18 protein-coding genes are annotated in these 19,411 nt (G+C 64.8%); 7 read left to right on the top strand and 11 right to left on the bottom strand.

The genetic code is table 11. The features are described 5' to 3' along the window. Positions 1-167: 167 nt before the first annotated feature. Together AB4Z51_RS38020 and AB4Z51_RS38015 are read left to right on the top strand one after the other, a co-directional pair. Positions 168-830: a response regulator transcription factor gene (locus AB4Z51_RS38020; RefSeq protein ID WP_085404440.1), complete on the top strand. Its 663-nt coding sequence runs from the start codon at positions 168-170 to the stop codon at positions 828-830. Then, on the top strand, positions 827-2,140 hold the full coding sequence (locus tag AB4Z51_RS38015) for an ATP-binding protein (protein ID WP_085404441.1): 1,314 nt from the start codon (positions 827-829) through the stop codon (positions 2,138-2,140). Before AB4Z51_RS38020 ends, AB4Z51_RS38015 begins: the two co-directional genes overlap by 4 nt. Position 2,141: 1 nt before the next feature. On the opposite strand, the gene AB4Z51_RS38010 is transcribed toward AB4Z51_RS38015, so the two are convergent. Beyond that, positions 2,142-2,873 (bottom strand): cytochrome c biogenesis CcdA family protein, encoded by a 732-nt coding sequence (locus AB4Z51_RS38010; protein WP_085404442.1) that lies wholly within the window; start codon positions 2,871-2,873, stop codon positions 2,142-2,144. Between the two features lie 207 nt (positions 2,874-3,080). Beyond that, the gene (locus AB4Z51_RS38005; RefSeq protein ID WP_028152051.1) at positions 3,081-3,347 is read right to left on the bottom strand and encodes a hypothetical protein; all 267 of its coding nucleotides are present in this window, start codon (positions 3,345-3,347) and stop codon (positions 3,081-3,083) included. Positions 3,348-3,829: 482 nt separating this feature from the next. On the opposite strand from AB4Z51_RS38005, the gene AB4Z51_RS38000 reads away from it, so the two are divergent. From AB4Z51_RS38000 to AB4Z51_RS37985, 4 genes are all read left to right on the top strand, one after another. Continuing rightward, positions 3,830-4,879, top strand: coding sequence for a LysR family transcriptional regulator (locus AB4Z51_RS38000; protein WP_038943246.1), 1,050 nt, complete (start codon positions 3,830-3,832; stop codon positions 4,877-4,879). Positions 4,880-4,904: 25 nt separating this feature from the next. After that, complete coding sequence (locus AB4Z51_RS37995) at positions 4,905-5,276, top strand: helix-turn-helix domain-containing protein (RefSeq protein ID WP_014497036.1); 372 nt, start codon at positions 4,905-4,907, stop codon at positions 5,274-5,276. A gap of 397 nt (positions 5,277-5,673) precedes the next feature. Further along, on the top strand, positions 5,674-7,023 hold the full coding sequence (locus tag AB4Z51_RS37990) for a L,D-transpeptidase family protein (RefSeq protein WP_441499166.1): 1,350 nt from the start codon (positions 5,674-5,676) through the stop codon (positions 7,021-7,023). Positions 7,024-7,199: 176 nt separating this feature from the next. Next, complete coding sequence (locus tag AB4Z51_RS37985; RefSeq protein WP_085404443.1) at positions 7,200-8,021, top strand: enoyl-CoA hydratase; 822 nt, start codon at positions 7,200-7,202, stop codon at positions 8,019-8,021. A gap of 15 nt (positions 8,022-8,036) precedes the next feature. On the opposite strand, the gene AB4Z51_RS37980 is transcribed toward AB4Z51_RS37985, so the two are convergent. The 9 genes from AB4Z51_RS37980 to AB4Z51_RS37940 form a co-directional block, all read right to left on the bottom strand. Further along, complete coding sequence (locus AB4Z51_RS37980) at positions 8,037-8,459, bottom strand: ASCH domain-containing protein (protein ID WP_085404444.1); 423 nt, start codon at positions 8,457-8,459, stop codon at positions 8,037-8,039. 38 nt (positions 8,460-8,497) lie between these two features. Further along, entirely contained in the window at positions 8,498-9,577 is a 1,080-nt protein-coding gene (locus tag AB4Z51_RS37975; protein ID WP_085404445.1) for an isocitrate/isopropylmalate dehydrogenase family protein, read from the bottom strand. Positions 9,578-9,711: 134 nt separating this feature from the next. Beyond that, positions 9,712-10,779: an alcohol dehydrogenase gene (locus AB4Z51_RS37970; protein WP_135215076.1), complete on the bottom strand. Its 1,068-nt coding sequence runs from the start codon at positions 10,777-10,779 to the stop codon at positions 9,712-9,714. Between the two features lie 179 nt (positions 10,780-10,958). Continuing rightward, the gene (locus AB4Z51_RS37965; protein ID WP_441499165.1) at positions 10,959-11,930 is read right to left on the bottom strand and encodes an ABC transporter ATP-binding protein; all 972 of its coding nucleotides are present in this window, start codon (positions 11,928-11,930) and stop codon (positions 10,959-10,961) included. Beyond that, positions 11,927-12,919 carry an ABC transporter ATP-binding protein gene (locus AB4Z51_RS37960; RefSeq protein ID WP_085404448.1) on the bottom strand — a complete coding sequence of 331 codons (993 nt, stop codon included), beginning with the start codon at positions 12,917-12,919 and terminating at the stop codon, positions 11,927-11,929. Before AB4Z51_RS37960 ends, AB4Z51_RS37965 begins: the two co-directional genes overlap by 4 nt. Further along, positions 12,916-13,788, bottom strand: coding sequence for an ABC transporter permease (locus tag AB4Z51_RS37955; RefSeq protein ID WP_441499164.1), 873 nt, complete (start codon positions 13,786-13,788; stop codon positions 12,916-12,918). The genes AB4Z51_RS37960 and AB4Z51_RS37955 overlap by 4 nt, the downstream gene beginning before the upstream one ends. Next, the gene (locus AB4Z51_RS37950) at positions 13,775-14,725 is read right to left on the bottom strand and encodes an ABC transporter permease (protein WP_071915956.1); all 951 of its coding nucleotides are present in this window, start codon (positions 14,723-14,725) and stop codon (positions 13,775-13,777) included. The genes AB4Z51_RS37955 and AB4Z51_RS37950 overlap by 14 nt, the downstream gene beginning before the upstream one ends. Before the next feature lie 7 nt (positions 14,726-14,732). Beyond that, positions 14,733-16,277, bottom strand: a complete 1,545-nt coding sequence (locus AB4Z51_RS37945) for an ABC transporter substrate-binding protein (RefSeq protein ID WP_441499163.1) — start codon at positions 16,275-16,277, stop codon at positions 14,733-14,735. A gap of 129 nt (positions 16,278-16,406) precedes the next feature. After that, positions 16,407-17,603: a CaiB/BaiF CoA transferase family protein gene (locus AB4Z51_RS37940; RefSeq protein WP_354114745.1), complete on the bottom strand. Its 1,197-nt coding sequence runs from the start codon at positions 17,601-17,603 to the stop codon at positions 16,407-16,409. Positions 17,604-17,795: 192 nt separating this feature from the next. Here AB4Z51_RS37940 and glgA point away from each other — a divergent pair, with 192 nt between their 5' ends. Next, a complete protein-coding gene (gene glgA, locus AB4Z51_RS37935) occupies positions 17,796-19,211 on the top strand; it encodes a glycogen synthase GlgA (protein WP_085404452.1) in 1,416 nt (471 codons plus the stop codon). Positions 19,212-19,411 lie beyond the last annotated feature (200 nt).

Raw genomic sequence — 19,411 nt, 5'->3', positions numbered from 1 at the left:
AGGATTAGATCGGATTTAGAATAGGTCGAGCCTCTCTCCGCTCACGCCCAAATTTGTAAGAGTTCTAAATTGAGGCGCAGGCGGTTGACCATTTGGCCGCGGTGTCGAATGTGGCGCTTGGTGCTGCGACGCGCCACCACTCCAACACAGCGATTTTCCCTGAATCAATGCGCCTCCTGCTGATCGAAGACGATCTGATGTTCGGCAAGGCGCTCGTCCGCGGATTGAAGCGAAACGGAATGACCGTGGACTGGACCCGCGACGGACAGGACGGCTACGCCGCGCTACAACGCGCCGAGCACGCGATCACGCTGCTCGATATCGGACTGCCCGGCATGACTGGCTTCGAGATTCTCAAGGCTGCGCGCAGCAGGAAGGCTTCGCCCATCCTGGTGATCACGGCCCGCGACCGGGTCGAGGACATGGTCGCGGGACTCGATCTCGGCGCCGACGACTTCATCGTCAAGCCGTTCGAGTTGCGCGCCCTGCTCGCGCGCATCCGCGCGGTCATGCGCAGGGTCAACGACCGCTCCAATTCGCTGATGAGCAGCAAGGAGATCACGCTCGATCCATCGACCCATGTGGCGACCTTCCGCGGCATCCAATCGACGCTTTCCGCGCGGGAGTTCTCGGTGATGTACGCCCTGATGGAGCGTCCCGGAACCATTCTGTCGCGAGGCCAGATCGAGAGCCGGATCTACGGCTGGGGCGACGAGGTGCAGAGCAACGCCGTTGACGTCGTCATCCACGGCTTGCGCAAGCGGTATGGCAAGGACGTCATCCGGAACATCCGCGGTGCCGGGTGGATGGTCACGAAGTCCGGATCATGAGCTCTCTTCGCAAGACGATCATCACGCGTGCGACGCTGTTGCTGGCCGCCATCGGCCTCCTGGCAACGGCAACATCGTTCGGCCTTGTCGCCTATGAGATGAACAAGTTCCTCGACGCGCAGTTGCAGGAGATCGCCGTCAATGTCGGTCCAGGCGACCGCAACGGTGCGGGTCCGCTGCTCGAAAGCGAAGACGAGGATCAGTTGGTCGTCCGCATCTGGGATCGCTCCGGCGCGCTGGTGCATCGGGCGGGTCCTCCGATCGATATTCCCTGGCAATCAGTGCCGGGATTGTCCGACGTGACCGCCGACGGGCAGGATTGGCGCGTCTATCGCTGGAGCCACGCGCAGCACGATATCCAGATCGCGCAAGCGTGGAGCGCCAGGCACGAGATCGCGCTGCACGCGGCGACAGGCGCCGCGCTTCCGCTGCTGCTCGCCATCCCGCTGGTCTGGGCCGTTCTGGGTTGGTCGATCAGCCGCACGATGAGCGGTCTGCAACGGCTGTCGGCCGAAATCGGCCAGCGCAGCGTCGATGCGCAGGAGCCCCTGCGTCCGGTGGGCGTACCGGCGGAAGTGGCTCCGCTGATCGTTGCCATCGACAAGCTCGTCGATCGTCACCGGTCGGCACTCGACGCGCAGCGCCGCTTCGTGGCGGACGCGGCGCACGAACTGAGGACACCTCTGGCCGCGCTCCAGATTCAGGCGGAAAACCTGATCGCCGCAGAACTGTCCGGACAGACTCGCGAGCTTGCCGACGAACTTCGGGACGGCGTGCGGCGCGCATCGCATCTGGCGAGCCAGTTGCTCGAAATGGCCAGAACGGAAGGCGCCTCGATCCGGAAGCGCGACGACGTCGATCTTGCCGCGCTCGCGACATCGTTGCTGGCCGACTTCTATCCGCTGGCTGAGGCGCGCAACGTCCAGCTCGCGATGACGGCGGAGACACCGTGCAGGTTCCTCGGCGATCGCAACGCGATCGCCAAGCTCATCGCCATCCTGCTGGACAACGCCATTCGCTATTCAGGTTCAGGCGGCTCCGTGGAACTCAGGGTCGTCAATGACGGCAAGATTTGCGCGCTGGAGATCGTCGATGACGGCCCAGGCATTCCCGAGGATGCAATGCCGTTCATCTACGACCGCTTCTTCAGGGCTGCGCCCCAGGGCGTCGAGGGGACCGGGCTTGGTCTTGCGATCGCCAAATCCACCGCCGACCGGCACGGCTTCAGGCTGATGCATCAGAACCGGAGTGGCGCGACCGGCATCGTCGCGCATGTCCGGTTTGACCTGACTGCCGTGCCGACAGCGTGAGCTAACCGATCGTCTGCAGCGCCGGAAACGTCTCGAGCAGCCAGATGCTGACATTCGAGACCGTGCCGGTGAGGAAGCCGATGCCAGTGATCACCATCAGGACGCCCATGGCGCGCTCGACATTGACGAGCTGGCCCTTCATGCGCGCGAACAGCTTCGAGAACTGCTCGATCATCAGGGCGGCGATCAGGAAGGGAATGCCGAGGCCGGCCGAATAGACTGCGAGCAGGCCCGCCCCCTTCGTCACCGTCGCCTCCGCCGCGGCGATCGAGAGGATCGCGGCGAGGATCGGGCCGATGCAGGGCGTCCAGCCGAAGGCGAAGGCGAGGCCCATCACATAGGCGCCCCACAGGCCGACAGGCTTGGGCGCGGTCAGGCGCCCCTCGCGCATCAAAAGGCCGATCCGCGTCAGTCCCAGGAAGTGCAGGCCCATGATGATGATGACGATGCCGGCGAGGATCGACAGCTCGGCCGACCAGGCACGAATCAGCCCGCCGATCAGCGAAGCGCTGGCGCCGAGCGCCACGAACACCGTGGAGAAGCCGAGCACGAACAGGAGCGCCGACATCATGATGGCGCGCTTGGACGCCGAGGCCGGCTCCTTGTTCTCGACATGCTCGATCGTGGCGCCCGTGAGATAGATCAGATAGGGCGGAACCAGGGGCAGAACGCAGGGAGAGAGGAAGCTGACGAGGCCGGCAATCAGGGCCGCCGGGATCGAGACATTTTGCATGATGCAGTCGGAGCCATCTCAGGCTCTTTGGCCGCGCACCGGGAATGCGCGCGGGCGGGAGCCGAACCGGCTCTGGTGTAGCCGATGCCGGGGAATGCGCACAACAGAGGCGCACGAAACCAGGCTCCTCCCGATGCCGTCTGCGATCACAGATGCGGCATCGGGACGCGCACAAACCTCGCCAAAAAGCGAGACTCGGCGGCGCGGCTACTTCACCACGCGGAGCAGCGGACGCCGGGGCTGGTCCTGCGTCTGCTTGGAGGGGGGCTGCGGTTCGCTTCCAGCGCTCCGCAACATTTCGTCGCACAGCGCCTTGAGATCGGCACTGTCAATTCCTTTGAGCTTCATCCGCACGTCGAGGATGACGATGGACAGCAGCTCGGCCGACTCGCGGTTATTGCTCTCGTTGAGAACCTTGCGGCACTCCTCAAGCGTTTCCAGCACCGACTGCAACTGTTCGTCTGAATGCGACACCGGCGTTCTTTCCGTTAGTTCGGCCTGCGAGACGTGTTTGTGGAAATCCCCTCGGCCCCCATGGGATACCGAGAATAACACGAGGCGCCGACGCCTCCGAACATGATTTCAGTATGATTTTGCCGGGAAACCGTGGCTCCCGCGAACATCGACCCGCTGCGCGGGACGCCATTATCGTCGTGGCCGGGAGTCGAACGCGCGGCACTGGATGATCGACCCATTCCGCGCGGCGACAGCTCGCGCGCAAGGACTTCCGTGACGGAAAACGCCGACAATCCTGCAGCCATTTCAGGGCTCGCAACGGAACTCACGCCACACCCCTCATTCCAACGTTGGTCGGCCGATTCGATTCTCAGCCTTGGTAACACTCGGATACCGCCCACGAGGCAGTAACGATGGCGTTCAAAAGTCGCCGTTCCCCAACCCGCAGTGGTTGTGGTTTGCGCCCAATTCTGCCAGTTTAGCAACCCGAAGGGACTTGTATGCACTCCTTGGCGGAAAGGGGCGTTCCACAGGAGGAACGCCCAAAGATCAACATCAGCGGCCTCTCCGATTGGGATGCGGCCCGCATATTCCTGGAAGTCGTTCGATGCGGCAGTTTTCGCTCGGCGTCTGAACGCCTGTCGCTGTCGATCAACGCCGTCCGCCGCCGGATTGATGATTTCGAGCGCCAGACCGGCACCACCCTGTTCACCCGCGACGTCCACGGCACGCATCTGACCGATGAAGGTGCACTGGTGGTCTCCGCAGTCGAGCGCATGGAGGCGGCCGCCTTCGACGTGCTGCGCACCAGCGATTCGACGGCCAACGCCCTGTCCGGCGAAGTTCGCGTGGCCGTCACCGAGGGTCTCGGGACGTTCTGGCTCGCCCCGCGGCTGGTCGAATTCCAGCAGGCCTATCCGAAGATCCTGGTCGACCTGCATTGCGCGATGCGCTCGGCCGATGTCTCTCGTCACGAGGCCGACGTCGCCATCCATCTGTCGCGTCCCTCCGCGCTCGACGTCAAGCTGGTGCGGCTCGGCCGCATGCACCTGATGTTCTGGGCTTCGGAAAAATACCTTGAAAAACACGGCACGCCGCGCTCGGCGCTCGAATTGATCAAGCACCGCCTGGTGCTGCAATTCGCCGACCAGCTTGCCGCCAAGGAAACCTTCGAGAGCTTCTTCCCAGGCGTTCCGGAACGTGACCTGCTGGTCATGAAGACCAACGTCTCAAGCGCCAATTATTGGGCGGTCGCGAATGGCGCCGGCATCGGCGTATTCCCGAGCTACGCCATTGCGCTTGGCGGGAAGTTGATTCCACTGGAGGTCGAGCTGAACAGGCCGCTGGATATCTGGTTGTCCTACCACCCTGGTAGCGGCCGGATTCCACGTGTTCGGCACATGATTGACTGGCTGATCGAGGCTTTCAATCCGGCGCGATTCCCGTGGTTTAAGGAAGAGTTCGTGCATCCGCATGAATTCAAGGACGAGTATATGGGCGAACCCCTGACCCAGCTCTTCGGGGGATTTTCAACCGAAGAACAAAGGTGAGAGTATGAAAGCAGCGGCGAAAAGAATGAAGCAGCGCAGCGCCGGCAAGCCGGACATTGAGCTTGGCAAGCGGATCCGTCTGCGGCGCGTCGAGATGAAGATCTCGCAGGCCGAGCTCGGCGAGAAGCTCGGCGTGAGCTTCCAGCAGGTCCAGAAATACGAGAAGGGCGTCAATCGCGTCGGCGCGGCTCGGCTTCAGCAGATCGCCACCGCCCTCGATGTGCCCGTGACCTTCTTCTATGACGGCGACAACAAGGCGCGCGAAGTCGAGAGCCTGCTGTTCCTCGATTCCGCCTTCAGCCTCCGCCTGCTGCGCGCCTACAGCAAGATCAAGGACCAGACGGTGCAGCGTCAGCTCGTCTCGCTGATGGAATCGATCGCAGCGAACGAGGCCTGAGCCGATCGGGCTCCGACCTTTACGGCCGATGTTCAATCCGCCGCGTCACGGGGGCGCGGCCGGATTGAACGAGACCCAGTCCGCGCGCTTGCGCGCGGCTCTCCTTTCGGGGCGGCCAAGCCGCCCTTTTTTCTTGCGGATTTCTTGCTGCGGGTTTCCCGGCAATTTTGCCCGCCATCGCCGCGGATTTCGCGAACCCATCCCGCCCCTGCTGCGACCCAATCGAGACGCCCCGCCGCGAACGCGCGGGCTTTCGACTGCCGTGCTTAATGGGACCTCAACTCCGGGGCTCTAGCTTCCCGCCGATTTTTGCGAATCGGCGCACGCAGCGCGGCGAGCGGGAATTGCCAATGCGAGCGCCCGTCCGGGCCTCGTCCTCGTGGGGAAAATGGGACACATGTCGAAACGCCATGCGATGATCGTTGCCGTCGGCGTGCTCGCGAGCGCTTCCGCGCTGGCGCAAACCGAAACCACGGGACAGGCAAACCCGAGGCCGGCAACGGCGGCCGGTACGGTGCCCGCAGCGGCGAACCCGGCCCATGCTGCCGCGCCGAAGGCTGCCGCACCCGCTTCGACGGCGGAGAGCCGCTCCGCCGCGGCGCTCGCGCTGACGCACGAGCCAACCTATGACGAGGGCTCGGCCCAGCGCATCAAGGATGCCGCGCTCAGCTACTCCGATCTTGCCGTACGCGGCGGCTGGCCAGCCATCCCTGCCGATGCGAAGTTCGCCCTCGGCGTCCAGGGCGCCAGCGACGAGCTGCTGCGCAAGCGTCTGATCGTCTCCGGCGATCTCGCCGCCGACAAGGCCAGTGGCGCTTTCGATCAGGATCTCGCCGACGCCGTGAAGCGCTTCCAGGCCCGCCATGGCCTGGCGCCGACCGGCACGGTGACGCCGCGCACGGCCGCGGCGATGAACGTCTCCGTGCAGAAGCGCATCCGGCAGCTGGAGGCTTCGCTCCAGCGGCTCGAGAACATGAATTTCGGCTTCGGCCAGCGCTATGTCGTGGTCAACATCCCCGCCGCGTTTGCCGAAGCGGTCGAGAACGATGTGGTGGTACGGCGCTATCGCGTGATCGTCGGCAAGACCGAAAAGCCCTCGCCGACCCTGACGGCCCAGATCACCAGCGTCGTGCTCAATCCGACCTGGACGGTGCCGTCCTCGATCGCCAAGACCGAGATCTCGGCGCATATGCGCAAGGATCCGACCTATTTGTCGCGCATGCACATGGAGGTGCTCGACGCCCACGACAATCCGATCGACCCGCATTCGGTCGACTGGTCGGGCACGCACACGCCGAACTTCACCGTGCGCCAGCACAACGGCACCTTCAACGCGCTCGGCGCGGTGAAGATCGACATGCCGAATTCCTATTCGGTCTATATGCACGACACCAACCAGCGCAATCTGTTCAGCGACGACTACCGCTTCGATTCCCATGGCTGCTCGCGCGTCGACAATGTGCGCGATCTCGCCGCCTGGCTGCTGAAGGACCAGCCGAAATGGAGCCGCGCCGCGATCGATACGGAGATTGCGAGCGGCCAGCACCTCGAGGTCGCCATGGCGAAGAAGGTGCCGGTGGCCTGGATCTACCTCACCGCATGGATGACCAAGGACCAGACCGTCCAGTTCCGCAACGACGTCTATGATCAGGACGAGCAGTTGCTGGAGGCCACCGCCGAAGAGGCGGCGTTCTTCAGCAATGCAGGCAGCCATCCCCTGACCGCGCACATGCACGCAACGCAGTAGAGCATGATCCGGAAAAGTGTGCAGCGGTTTTCCGAAAAGATCATGCTCAAGGTATAACCGCTTCTCGCGCCATGCAATCGCGGCACAGGCGGATGCAAAGCYGCGTCCCTCGTCGCGGTTGACCCGGGCCGCGCCCCGGCCGCACATTGCGCCCGGCCTACGACAGCGAGCGCGCAATGCCTGACATTTCCAGCACGACCGAAACACCCCATGCCGACGGCAAGATCCTCAAGCAGGTCATCGACGGCGTCGGCGTGATCACCTTCAACAATCCCGACAAGCGCAACGCAATGTCGCTGGAGATGTGGGAGGGATTTGGCGAGGCGCTGACGAGCCTGCGCGATGACGAGACGGTGCGCGTCGTGATCCTGCGCGGCGCCGGCGGCAAGGCATTCGTCTCCGGGGCCGACATCAGCCAGTTCGAGAAGACCCGCCACAACGCGGCGGCGTCCGAGGAATATGCCAGGCGCAGCGCCGCACAGCGCGCGCTGCTCGCCGACTATCCCAAGCCGACCATCGCCTGCATCGAGGGCTTTTGCCTCGGCGGCGGCATGCAGGTCGCGATGCTCGCCGACATCCGCCTCGCCGCGCATGGCAGTCAGTTCGGCATTCCCGCGGCAAAACTCGGCATCGCCTACGGCTATGACGGCTTGAAGCATCTGGTGTCGCTGGTCGGTCCGTCCTGGGCACGGCTTCTGATGTACACGGGCATGCGGATCGATTCCGCCGAGGCGCTGCGCATTGGCCTCGTCGAGCGCTTGTTCCCGATCGACGAGTTGTGGGGTGAGACGATGACGATCGCGCAGACCATCTCCGAGAACGCCCCACTCGCGATCAAGGCCGCCAAGATCACCATCGCGCAGGTGTTGAAGGACGAGAGCCAGCGCGACCTGGAGGCAATCAGGGCGATCGGTCACGCCTGCATGGACAGCGCGGATTTTCGCGAGGGCCGGCAGGCCTTCATGGAAAAGCGCAAGCCGCAGTTTACGGGCAAGTAGCCTCGGCGTCCGGGCTCAGCAAGGCGCGGGCGTCAGCTTCTGATCACCAAACACCTCGATCAGGCGAAAGCGCTCGCACATCAGCATCATGTCCTCGCTGAATCGCCCGAGCCGGCCGAAATAGGTCCGATGGGCGCTGCGCCAATAGGCGAGGCTTCGATCGCCTTCGCCCTCATCGTGCGCAAACGCGGCATCGACGTCATTGAAGCGCCGATAGGTGATCTCGACGGATTCGATGACGCAGCGCGGTTCTCCCCGTCCGTCAAGCACGACCCAGAGTTCACCGGGCGTGGACGTGTTCGGTTCGTCCTCCGTGCTGCAAGTCGCGGTCTTGACGCCCTTGACGACGAGTTCGACCAATTCATCCGCGAGCGCAGGATTGTCGCCGAAGGCGAAGGTCCTGAGGTGCCGATAGTGCTCGGGAACCGGATTGCTCATTGACTTCCGGCTCCTCCGATATCGACCGCCTGCGGTAACTACAGCGCAGCGAGCACCGCTTTCGTAATGTCAGCCGTGCCATTGCTGCCGCCGAACTCCATCGGCTTGATGCCGCCGGCGTAGATCTGATCCACTGCACGCTCGATCTGCTCGCCGGCTTCCGCCGCGCTCTCGACGCCGTGCTTGTCGGCGAGCCAGTCCAGCATCATCGCCGCCGACAGGATCATGCCGGTCGGATTGGCCTTGCCCTGCCCCATGATGTCTGGTGCGGTGCCGTGGCAGGGCTGGAACACGGCATATTTGTCGCCGATATCGGCGGACGGCGCCATGCCGAGGCCGCCGATCAGGCTCGCGGTGATGTCGGAGACGATGTCGCCGAACATGTTCTCCATCACCATCACATCGAAATCCCAGGGACGCTTCACCAGCATCGCCGAGCAGGCATCGACATAGAGCCGGTCGGTCTTCACGTTCGGATGCTTCTTCTCGATCTCGTCGAAGATGCCGCGGAAGAATGCAAAGGCCTTGAACACGTTCGCCTTGTCGACGCAGGTCAGCATCCCCGGCTTGCCGCGCGCCTTGCGCCGCTCGGCGAGCCGAAACGAGAACTCGAACAGGCGCTCGGAGGTCTTGCGCGTGATCACCATGGTCTCGCGCGCGTCCTCATGGGTGACGATGCCCTTGCCCATCGAGGCGAACAGGCCTTCGGTGGATTCGCGGATCACGACGAGATCGATGCCGCGCTGGTCGGCGCCGACGATCGGGCTCGGCACGCCCGGAATGAGCCGCGCCGGGCGCACGCCGGCATAGAGATCGAAGATGAACCGCAGCTCGATCTGTGGCGCGATCTCGGTATTATCGGGGTAGCGGACCGACGGCAGGCCGCAAGCGCCGAGCAGGATCGCGTCGGCCTCCTCGCAGAGCTTGATAGTGGAATCCGGCATCGACTTGCCGGTCGCGAGATAATTGTTGGCGCCGGCGGGCGCCTCGGTGAAGCGGAAGCTCAGGCCGGACTTCGCCTCGATCTTGCGCAGGACTTCGATGGCCGGTGCCATGACTTCGGGACCGATGCCGTCACCGGCGAGCACGGCAATGTGGAAGGCGTTGTTTGCGGACATTTGAGAGACCTTAGGAAGGACGAGCCAAGGACGTCATTGCGAGGAGCGAAGCGACGAAGCAATCCAGACTGTGTCCGCCGAGGGATTTCTGGATTGCTTCGCTTCGCTCGCAATGACGGAGGAGAGAGCGTTTATTACGGCGTCAGCACCGTGCGACCGACCACCGCGCCCTGCTGCAATTGCACCAGCGCGTCGTTGGCCTTGTTGAGCGGCTGGCGCGTCACCGGGATCGGCGGCACGTTCTTCGCGCGCACGAGGTCGAGCAACTCCTGGGTCTCGCGCAAATTGCCGACATAGCTGCCCTGGATCGTCACCGCCTTGATCGGGATCAGCGGCAGCGCCCAGGTCGCGCCGCCGCCGAACAGGCCGACGATGACGAGCTTGCCGCCCTTGGTCAGGCAATCGAAGCCGAGTTGCGTGGTCGCGGCGTTGCCGACGAGATCAATCACGGCGCGGATCGGCCCGCCCGCCTTTTTGGCAAGCTGCTCCAGCGCGTCCGGCGCCTTGGGATCGACGGTCGCGAGCGCACCGGCCTTTTCCGCGGCCTCGCGCTTCCTGGCGTCGATGTCGACCATGATCGCGCCTCTTCCGCCCATTGCCTTCAGCAGCGACAGCGCCATCAGGCCAAGGCCGCCGGCGCCGAACATCACGATCGGCGTGTCAAAATGCTGCTCGACCTTCTTCAGCGCGCTGTAGGTGGTGACGCCAGAGCAGGCGTAGGGCGCCGCCGAGGCGGGATCGAGCCCCTTCAGGTTGAGCAGATAGCGCGGATGCGGCACCAGCATGTGGTCGGAATAGCCGCCGTCGCAATAGACGCCGAGCGAGCGCGGCGTCAGGCACATGTTCTCGTCACCGGCCAGGCACGTGGCGCACTTGCCGCAGCCGATCCAGGGATAGACGAGGCCGACATCGCCGAGCCTGAGATCGCCCTGGTCGGTCGGCTTCACGTCGGGGCCGAAGGCTGCGATTTCGCCGACCGTCTCATGGCCCATGGTCAGCGGCAGATTGATGCCGCGGTCCTTCAGCGACAGCGGCTTGCGGCCGTGGCCGAGATCGTAGCCACCTTCCCAGATGTGGAGGTCGCTGTGGCAGACGCCGGCGGCCTTCACCTTGATCAGCACCTGCGTGCCCGACGGCTGCGGCGTGGCCTCGTCGAACTCCTGCAGCGGCGCCTTGAAATCGGCGACCTTGAAACTCTTCATCGGCGTCCTCCCGGCATACTTCTTGTCGTCGCCACCATGCCATGACCGGCGGGGCGAAACAAATCCGGGAGCCGTCTTACAGCGTTTTCGAGCGAAGTGGATACCGGTTCGCGTAAAGAAAACGCGTCAAAACGAGAATCTAGAGCCCCGTTCCGATCACATCGGAACGGGGCTCTAGTTTAGGCCAGCGGATGGTGGCAAGCCGCGAACTGGCCGGGTGCGACCTCGCGCAACTCCGGTATCTCCGCGCTGCACCGCTGGTCGGCCCGCGGGCAGCGGGTGCGGAAGCGGCAGCCGGACGGCGGCGCAATCGGCGATGGTGGCTCGCCGGTCGCCACACTCTCGACGGGACGCACGTCCGGATCGGGCACCGGGATCGCCTGCAACAACAGGTCCGTGTAGGGATGCGCGGGCCTTGCGAACAATTGCTCCGACGGCCCGACCTCGCAGAGGCGGCCGAGATACATCACCGCGACGCGGTCGCTGACCGCTTTCACCACCGCGAGATCATGCGCGATGAACAGCAGCGTCAGGCCGAAGCGCGCCTTCATCTCCTCGAGCAGATTGAGGATCTGCGCGCGGATGGAGACGTCGAGCGCCGAGACCGGCTCGTCGCAGACGATGAATTCGGGGTTGAGCACCAGCGATCGTGCGATGCAGATGCGCTGGCACTGGCCGCCGGAGAATTCGTGCGGCAGGCGGCCCGCCAYGATGTCAGGATCGAGCCCGACCGCGGACAACACCTCGTGAACGCGCCGCTTGCGTTCGGCGGCATCCTTGACGCCGGCGATGATGAGCGGCTCGGCGACGATATCGCCGATGCGCCGGCGCGGATTGAGCGAGGCGATCGGGTCCTGGAAGATCAATTGCACGCGGCGGCGCATCTTGCGCAGCGCCTCGCCTTCCATCGCGGTGAGGTCCTCGCCGTCGAACAGCACGCGGCCGGATTTGGCGCGGCGCAATTGCAGCACCGCGCGCCCCAGCGTCGACTTGCCGCAGCCGGATTCGCCGACCAGGCCCAGCGTCTCGCCGCGCGCGACCTGGAGGCTGACGCCGGAGACCGCGTGCACCGTCTTGTTGCCGAGACCATATTCGACGACGAGATTGTCGACGTTCAGGAGCGGCTCGGCGGGCATGGCAAACTGCATCATGCGTCAATCCCCTCCGTCATCTGGATGGGGTTGAAGCAGGCATAGAGATGCCCCGGCATCTCCGCGCCCTTCAATTCGGGCTTGGCCTCGTGACAGCGCCCTGCGGCATAGCGGCAGCGTGGCGCAAACGAGCAGCCTTTAAGTGGCCGGGTCGGATCGGGCGGACGGCCGGAGATGGCGGGCAGCGGCGTATGCGGCGCGGTCTCCAGCTTCGGGATCGCCGCCAGCAGCGCCTCGGTATAGGGCATGTGCATGCGCTTGAACAACGCCTGCGTCGGCGCGCGCTCGACCACCCTGCCCGCATACATCACCGCGACCTCGTCGGCGCGGCCGGCGACGACGCCGAGATCGTGGGTGATGATGATCATCGCCATGTGGCGGCGGCGCTGCTCGCGCGCCAGCAGATCGAGGATCTGCGCCTGGATCGTGACGTCGAGCGCCGTGGTCGGCTCGTCCGCGATCAACAGTTTCGGCTCGCAGGACAGCGCGATCGCAATCGCGATGCGCTGGCGCATGCCGCCGGAACATTGATGCGGATATTGCGCGAGCCGCTGCTCCGGCGCCGGAATGCCGACGGCGGCGAGCAGCTCGATGCTGCGCTTCCGCGCCGCCGGCGCATCCAGTTCGAGATGCTCCTGGATCGTCTCCATCAGCTGGGTGCCGATGGTCAGCACCGGGTTGAGCGAGGTCATGGGGTCCTGGAACACGACCGCGAGGTCGCGCCCGCGCAGGCGCCGCAGGCTTTCGGCATCGAGCCGCACCAGGTCCTGGCCGTCGAACATCACGCGCCCGGTCAGCTTCGCCTTCTTCGGCAAGAGCTGAAGCACCGCGCGCGACAGCATGGTCTTGCCGCAGCCGGATTCGCCGACGATGCCGAGCGTGCGGCCCGCCTCCAGCGACAGATCGACATGATCCACAGCGCGCAAATTGCCGCGGGGGGTCGGCAGTTCGACCGCCACGTCCTCGATGGTCAGAAGCGGCGCGCTCACAGCGCCCCCTGACGCGGGTCGGTCAGCGCCCGCAAGGTGTCGCCGACCAGGTTGAAGGCCAGCACGGTCAAGAACAGCGCCGTTGCCGGCAGGAAGGCCAGCCGCGGCGCGACGTCGAGGCTGTCGCGCCCCTCGCCGATCATGCTGCCCCAGCTCGCCATCGGCGGTGGCACGCCGAGCCCGAGGAAGGACAGCGCGCCCTCGACCACAATAGTGACGGCGACGCCGAGCAGGAAGAAGGCCAGCAGCGGCAGGATCACGTTCGGCAGCAGCTCGCGCAGCAGGATGCGCGCATGGCTGGCGCCGAGCGCCTCGGCAGCGATCACGAACTCGCGCCGCGCGAGCGTCAGCGTGGCCGCGCGCGCTACCCGCATGAAGGCGGGAATGCCGAGCACACCGAGGATCAGGGTGAGATTGGGAATCGACTGGCCGAGATAGGCGGTCACCGCGAGCGCGAAGATCAGCGGTGGAAACGCCAGCAGCACGTCCATGCTGTCGACCACCAGCGTCTCGAACCGGCCGCGGAAATAGCCGGCGAGGAGACCAAGCGCGCCGCCGAGCGCAAGGCCGATCATCGGCGCGATCAGCCCCACCGTCAGCGACACCCGCGCGCCAAAGATCAGGCGGGCGAATTCGTCGCGGCCGAGCCCGTCGGTGCCGAGCCAGTGTTCCCCGGAGAACGCCGCACGGCGCTCCAGCATGTCCATGTCTACAGGATTCTGCAGCGGCAGCACCGGCGCGAGAATCGCGAGCGTCAGGACAATCGCGAGCCAGGCACTTGCCGACCAGAACAGAATGCCGAGCTTGCGCCGGCGCCGAACCGGCTCGGAGACCGCCTCGTCCTGCATCGACAGCTCAAGCGTGGCCATGGCGGATCCTGGGATCGAGCACGGCGTAGAGCATGTCGACGATGAAATTGACGAGGACGAAGCCGCAGGCGACCAGCAGCACCACGCCCTGGAGGATGACGAGATCGCGGGTGTAGATCGCGCCAACCAGCAAGCGGCCGATGCCCGGCAGCGCGAAGATCGATTCCACGATCAGCGTGCCGCCCAGCAGGCGACCGATGTTGATGCCCGTCACCGTCACCAGGGTCAGCGACGATGGCTTGAGCGCATGCACAAACAGGATGCGCGCGGGCTTGAGGCCTTTCGCCTTGGCGAGCGCGATATAGTCCTCCTGCAAGGTCGCGATCATGTCGGAGCGCAGCACCCGCATGATTCCAGGCCATTCCGCCAGCGCCAGCGTCAGCGCCGGCAGCACGAAGAAGCGCAGGTTCGACAGCGGCTCCTCGGTGAACGGCACATAGCCGGTCGCCGGCAGCCAGCGCAACTCGACCGCGAACAGATAGATCAACAAAATTGCCATCAGGAAGGACGGCATCGACAGCATGGCGAAGGCGCTGCCGGTCATGAAGCGGTCGAAGGCGCCACCGGCGCGCGCAGCGCAGGCGATCGCGAGCGGAACGCCGATCAGGAGCCCGATGAATTCGGCCATCAGCATCAGCTCGAGCGAGACCGGAATGCGCTCGGCCACCGCCTGCAACACCGTCTGCCCGGTGCGGAAGGAGCGGCCGAGATCGCCCTGAAGGACATGGCCGAGCCAGCTCAGGTAACGCCACCACAGCGGCTGGTCGAGCCCCATGTCACGGCGCAGCGCCGCGACATTCTCCGGCGTCGCCTGATCGCCGAGGATGACATAGGCAAGGTCGCCCGGCAGCAACGCGGCGATCAGGAAGGTGAGCAGCGAGACGGCGAGCAGCACCGGCAGGATGGCAAGGAGCCGCCGCACGACGAAGTTCAGCATCGCGCGGTCATTCCAGCCAGGTGGTCGAGACGTCGATCACGCCGTTGTAGATTTYCGGAAAGCCCTTCAGCTTGGCGCTCGACAGCGCGTAATAGGTGTTCTGGAAGGTCCAGAACCAGATTGCCTCCTTGTTGATCAGGCGGCTGATCGCGCAATAGTCCTCGATACGCGCGGCGGGATCGGCGGTGACGCGGGAGTGGTCGAGCAGCCGATCGAGCTCCGGATCGGCGAAGTTGGCCAGCGCCAGCGGGCTGCCGCTGCGGAAGTTCGCATACATCTGCGGATCGGGATCGGCGAGGTCGACGATGCGCCAGGGTATGAGCTGGAACTGACGCATGAAGGCGCGCGGCGGGATGGTGGCCTGGTCGACCTGCTCGATCTCCATGTTGGCGCCGGCGCGCTTCCAGAATTGCTGGAGCACCTGGCCGATCATGCGGCCGCGGGGCGTCGCAGTCACCATCGTCTTGAATTCGACCGGCTTGCCATACTCCTTGATCAGCGCCTTGGCCTTCTCGACGTCGAACGGCAGCGCGCCGTCGTCCTTGCACTTGACCCAGGAGCCGTCGCCGTAGGGATTGGTCGCGGGCCGGCTCAGGCCGTTGCTGATCGCCTGCGACATCTTCGGGCGGTCGATCGCCATCACCAGCGCCTGCCGCACGCGGACGTCGTCGAACGGCGCCACCTTGGTGTTGAAGGCATAGACCTGCGCGCCCGAGCCTTTATAGGTGTGCACGGTGAGCTTGGAGTCCTTCTGCGCCTTCATGATGTTGTCAGCGTCGTTCTCGTCGTCCCAGATGATGTCGGCCTCGCCCGATTGCAGCGAGGCGAAACGCGACTGGGCGTCGGGCAGCGGCTTCAGGATGATGCGGTCGAGATAGGGACGGCCCTTGTCCCAGTAGCCCGGGTTCTTCTCCAGAACCATGCGATCGCCGGCCGTCCATGATTTCAGGATGTAGGGACCGGTGCCGACGGGATTGCGATTGTAGTCGTCGCCCTTGGTCTTCCACGCCGTCGGCGAATGCACGACGTTGTTCTGGCTCTGGATGGTGTTCGTCGCCGGCAAATTCACGGAAGGATCGGTGAGATTGTAGACGACAGTATATTCGTCGGGCGCCTGCACCTCCCTAACGTTGGTGATGTAGAAGGCGCAGCGGCACTTGTTGGCGGGGTCCTTCTGCCGATCGAAGTTCTCCTTGAAGGCTTGCGCATTGAACGGCGTGCCGTCGTGGAATTTCACGCCCTGGCGCAGCTTGAAGGTCCAGGTCTTGTAATCGTCGGAATGGGTCCAGGACACTGCCAGCTTGGGCGCGGCCTCGCCCTTGTCGTCGAGCGTGGTGAGCGTATCGAAGATCGCGGCCGCAGCGGTGAAGGTCGAGGTGTCGTAGACCCCGACCTTGAGCGGATCGAAGCCCGTAATCTCCAGCTCCTGACCGACGGTGATGCTGCCGCCCGCCTTCTGCGCCTGTGCCGGCTCAGCCGGCGGAAGGAGAGCAAATGCCGCAACAAGGAAAATCGGCGCGTGCTTGCGCGCCGCGGCAGCAAGGTTCGTCATGGTTCCTCCCGGGATCCCTCGTCCGATGTTTCGGATCGTTGAATGACTCGGGCGAGATTGGCGATAAATGTTCGCCACGGCAAGAGGAACACGCGAGTGATCAAACGCTGTAGTGGTGCTGCGATGCGCTCAGTTTGTCGCAGCCGTTTTGCCTGACGGAATTGGCGCATCGCCGGCGAGGCCGATCTCCTCGCACAATTCGTCCGTGTGCTCGCCGAGCACGGCCATCGTCTTGGCGGGCGTGGTGTCGGCGCCCGACATCCGGAACGGCAGATTGAGCACCTGGAACGAGCCACCCTCGTCCTCGACGGACGAGAGCGCCTGCCGGTGCGCGAGTTGCGGATCGGCCAGCGCCTCGGACGCGGTGCGATAGGCCGAGGCCGGCACACCAGCCGCGCCAAGCGCGACAAGACACGCGTCGGTCGTGAGCGGCCGCGACCAGGCCTCGACGCCGTCCATCATGTCGGCCCAGTTCTCGCGGCGCGCGGCGTAGGTGGAGAAGCGCGGATCGGAAATCCATTCGGGACGGCCGATCACACCCATCAGGCACTGAAACGTCTTCTCGCTCGCGACCGTGATCATGACATAGCCATTGGCCGTCTCGGTCGGCCCGAACATCGGGCGCGGCGGTGGCTTCACCGCGAATTGCGAGCTCTGCAGCTCGACCACCGTCAAGGTCAGCATCGATTCCAGCATCGAGACGTCGATGTGCTGGCCCTGCCCGGTCACCGTGCGCTGATAGAGCGCCGACGCAATCGCGCCGAAACCGTAAGTGCCGGTGACGACGTCGGCATGGTAGATGCCGCAATAATCCGGCCGGCTGCGGCCGGGCTGATAGGCGAGATGCGCCATGTCGTAGCCGGAGGCCGCATGGATTACCGGCGCGTAGGCCGGCAGCTCGGCCGAGGGACCGGTCTGGCCGTAGCCCGAGATCGAGCAATAGATCAGCTTGGGATTGACCGGGCGCAGGCGGTCATAGTCCAGCCGCAGCCGGTGCATCACGCCGGGGCGAAAGTTCTCGACCAGGATATCGGCGGTCGCGGCGAGCCGGCGCACCGCCTCCTTGCCCTCCTCGGACTTGAGATCGAGCACGACGCTTTTCTTGCCGACGTTGAGCTGGCCGAATACGGTGCTGCACCCCTTGCGCAGCGGCGGCCGGGTGCGCATCGTCTCGCCGCCGTCGGTCTCGATCTTGATGACCTCGGCGCCCATGTCGGCAAGCATCCGCGCACAGTGGGGGCCGGCGATGGTGGTCGAAAAATCCAGGACCCTGAGGCCCGCGAAGGCCTTTGTCGTCGTCCCCTCATGCTTATCTGCTAACGGCATGCCTGCTGCGCCCCTCGGCCTCTTAGGAACTATCGAAGTTCTCTCTTGTTGATGCGCCGACCCTAGAGGGCGGCGGGTGCGTAGGAAAGTCTTTACCGAACGGACGCGTCTCACGGGCGGGCTTGGGAATTCCAGGACAACTGGACCCGTTCTTGCATAGCAACAGACGGGATCGGAAGAGGGCAGCTGTTCTTGAGGGTCTTGTTCGTCACAACCGAGATGGACGATTTCGTCCGCGTTGGCGGACTCGGCGCCGTTTCCGCTGCACTTCCCAGGGCGCTTCGCCCTCTCGCCGATATCCGGGTCATGTTGCCCGGCTACCGCGACATCATCGAACAACTCACGCATATTCAGATCGTTGGCCGCTGCCCGGCGTTTGCGGAGATGCCGGCCTGCTCGCTCGGGCGGGCTGCGACCAAGGACGGGCTGCCGGTCTATGTGCTGTTGTGCTCACAACTCTACGACCGGCCCGGCAATCCCTATGGCGACGAGTCCGGACGCGACTGGCCGGACAACGACATCCGCTTCGCGCGCTTTGCCTCGGCTGCCGCTGAGCTGGCCATGGGCAAGCTGGACAAGAATTGGGCAGCAGACCTGGTCCATGCCAATGACTGGCAGGCCTCGCTCGTGCCGGCCTACCTCGCGTGGCGCGGGGCCAGGCTGCCGTCGATCCTGACCATCCACAACCTCGCCTACCAGGGACTCTTCCCGAAGGACTCGCTGCGGCGGATCGGCGTCCCCGAGAGTTCCTTCCATATCGACGGCGTCGAATTCTACGACCAGCTCTCCTTCCTCAAGGCCGGGCTGGTCTATGCCTCGCACCTCACTACCGTGAGCGGCACCTATGCACGCGAGATCACGACGGAGGAATTCGGCTGCGGCCTCGAAGGCCTGCTTCGTGTCCGCTCCGACGCGGCCGAGCTCACCGGCATCCTCAACGGCATCGACGAGAGCTGGGACCCGCGCTCCTGCTCCCAGCTGGCCCAGCAGTTCGGCGCCGGCGACTGGGTCGGCAAGAAGGCCAATGCGGATTATATCCGCAAGCAGTTTGGCCTGGCGGTCTCGCGCGGGCCGATGTTCGCGATCGTCGCACGCCTCGTGCACCAGAAGGGCATCGACCTCGTGCTGTCGGCCGCCGACGAGATCATCGATGCCGGCGGGCAGATCGTGGTCACCGGCTCCGGCGAGCCGGCGCTCGAGCAGGCGCTGATCGACGCGCATCGCCGCCGCCCCGACGCGATCGGGGTCACGATCGGCTTCAACGACGCCCAGGCGCGGCGCATCTTCGCGGGCAGCGATTTCACATTGATGCCGTCGCGCTTCGAACCGTGCGGGCTCAGCCAGATGTACGCCCAGCGCTTCGGCTCACTCCCGATCGGTCACCAGACCGGCGGCTTGGCCGAAACCATCACCGACGGCGAGACCGGCTTTCTGTTCTCGCAGCCCTCGCGCGCGTCCTTCCTCGGCGGCGTCCGCCGCGCCTTCTCAGCTTTCGTGGCGCATGACCAGCTCGACTCCATGCGTCGCAGCGCGATGGGACGTTCGTTCTCCTGGAGCATCTCGGCCGGCAGTTATAGCGCGCTGTATAGGAGGCTGGCGTCGGTGTGAGGCGACCTCCCCGTCATTGCGAGGAGCGAAGCGACGAAGCAATCCAGACTGTCTCCGCGGCGACAGTCTGGATTGCTTCGCTGCGCTCGCAATGACGATGTGGAGAGAGGCGCGCCACTCTATCGCCCGTCACTCCAAGAGCTGAGAACCTCACCCCTTCCCGCGCACATCCATTTGCGGCCGCCCGATCCGCCCGATCC

The sequence above is a fragment of the Bradyrhizobium sp. 2TAF36 genome, from assembly GCF_052114925.1.
Taxonomy (GTDB): domain Bacteria; phylum Pseudomonadota; class Alphaproteobacteria; order Rhizobiales; family Xanthobacteraceae; genus Bradyrhizobium; species Bradyrhizobium barranii.
This window is presented reverse-complemented; position numbering and strand designations above follow the sequence as displayed.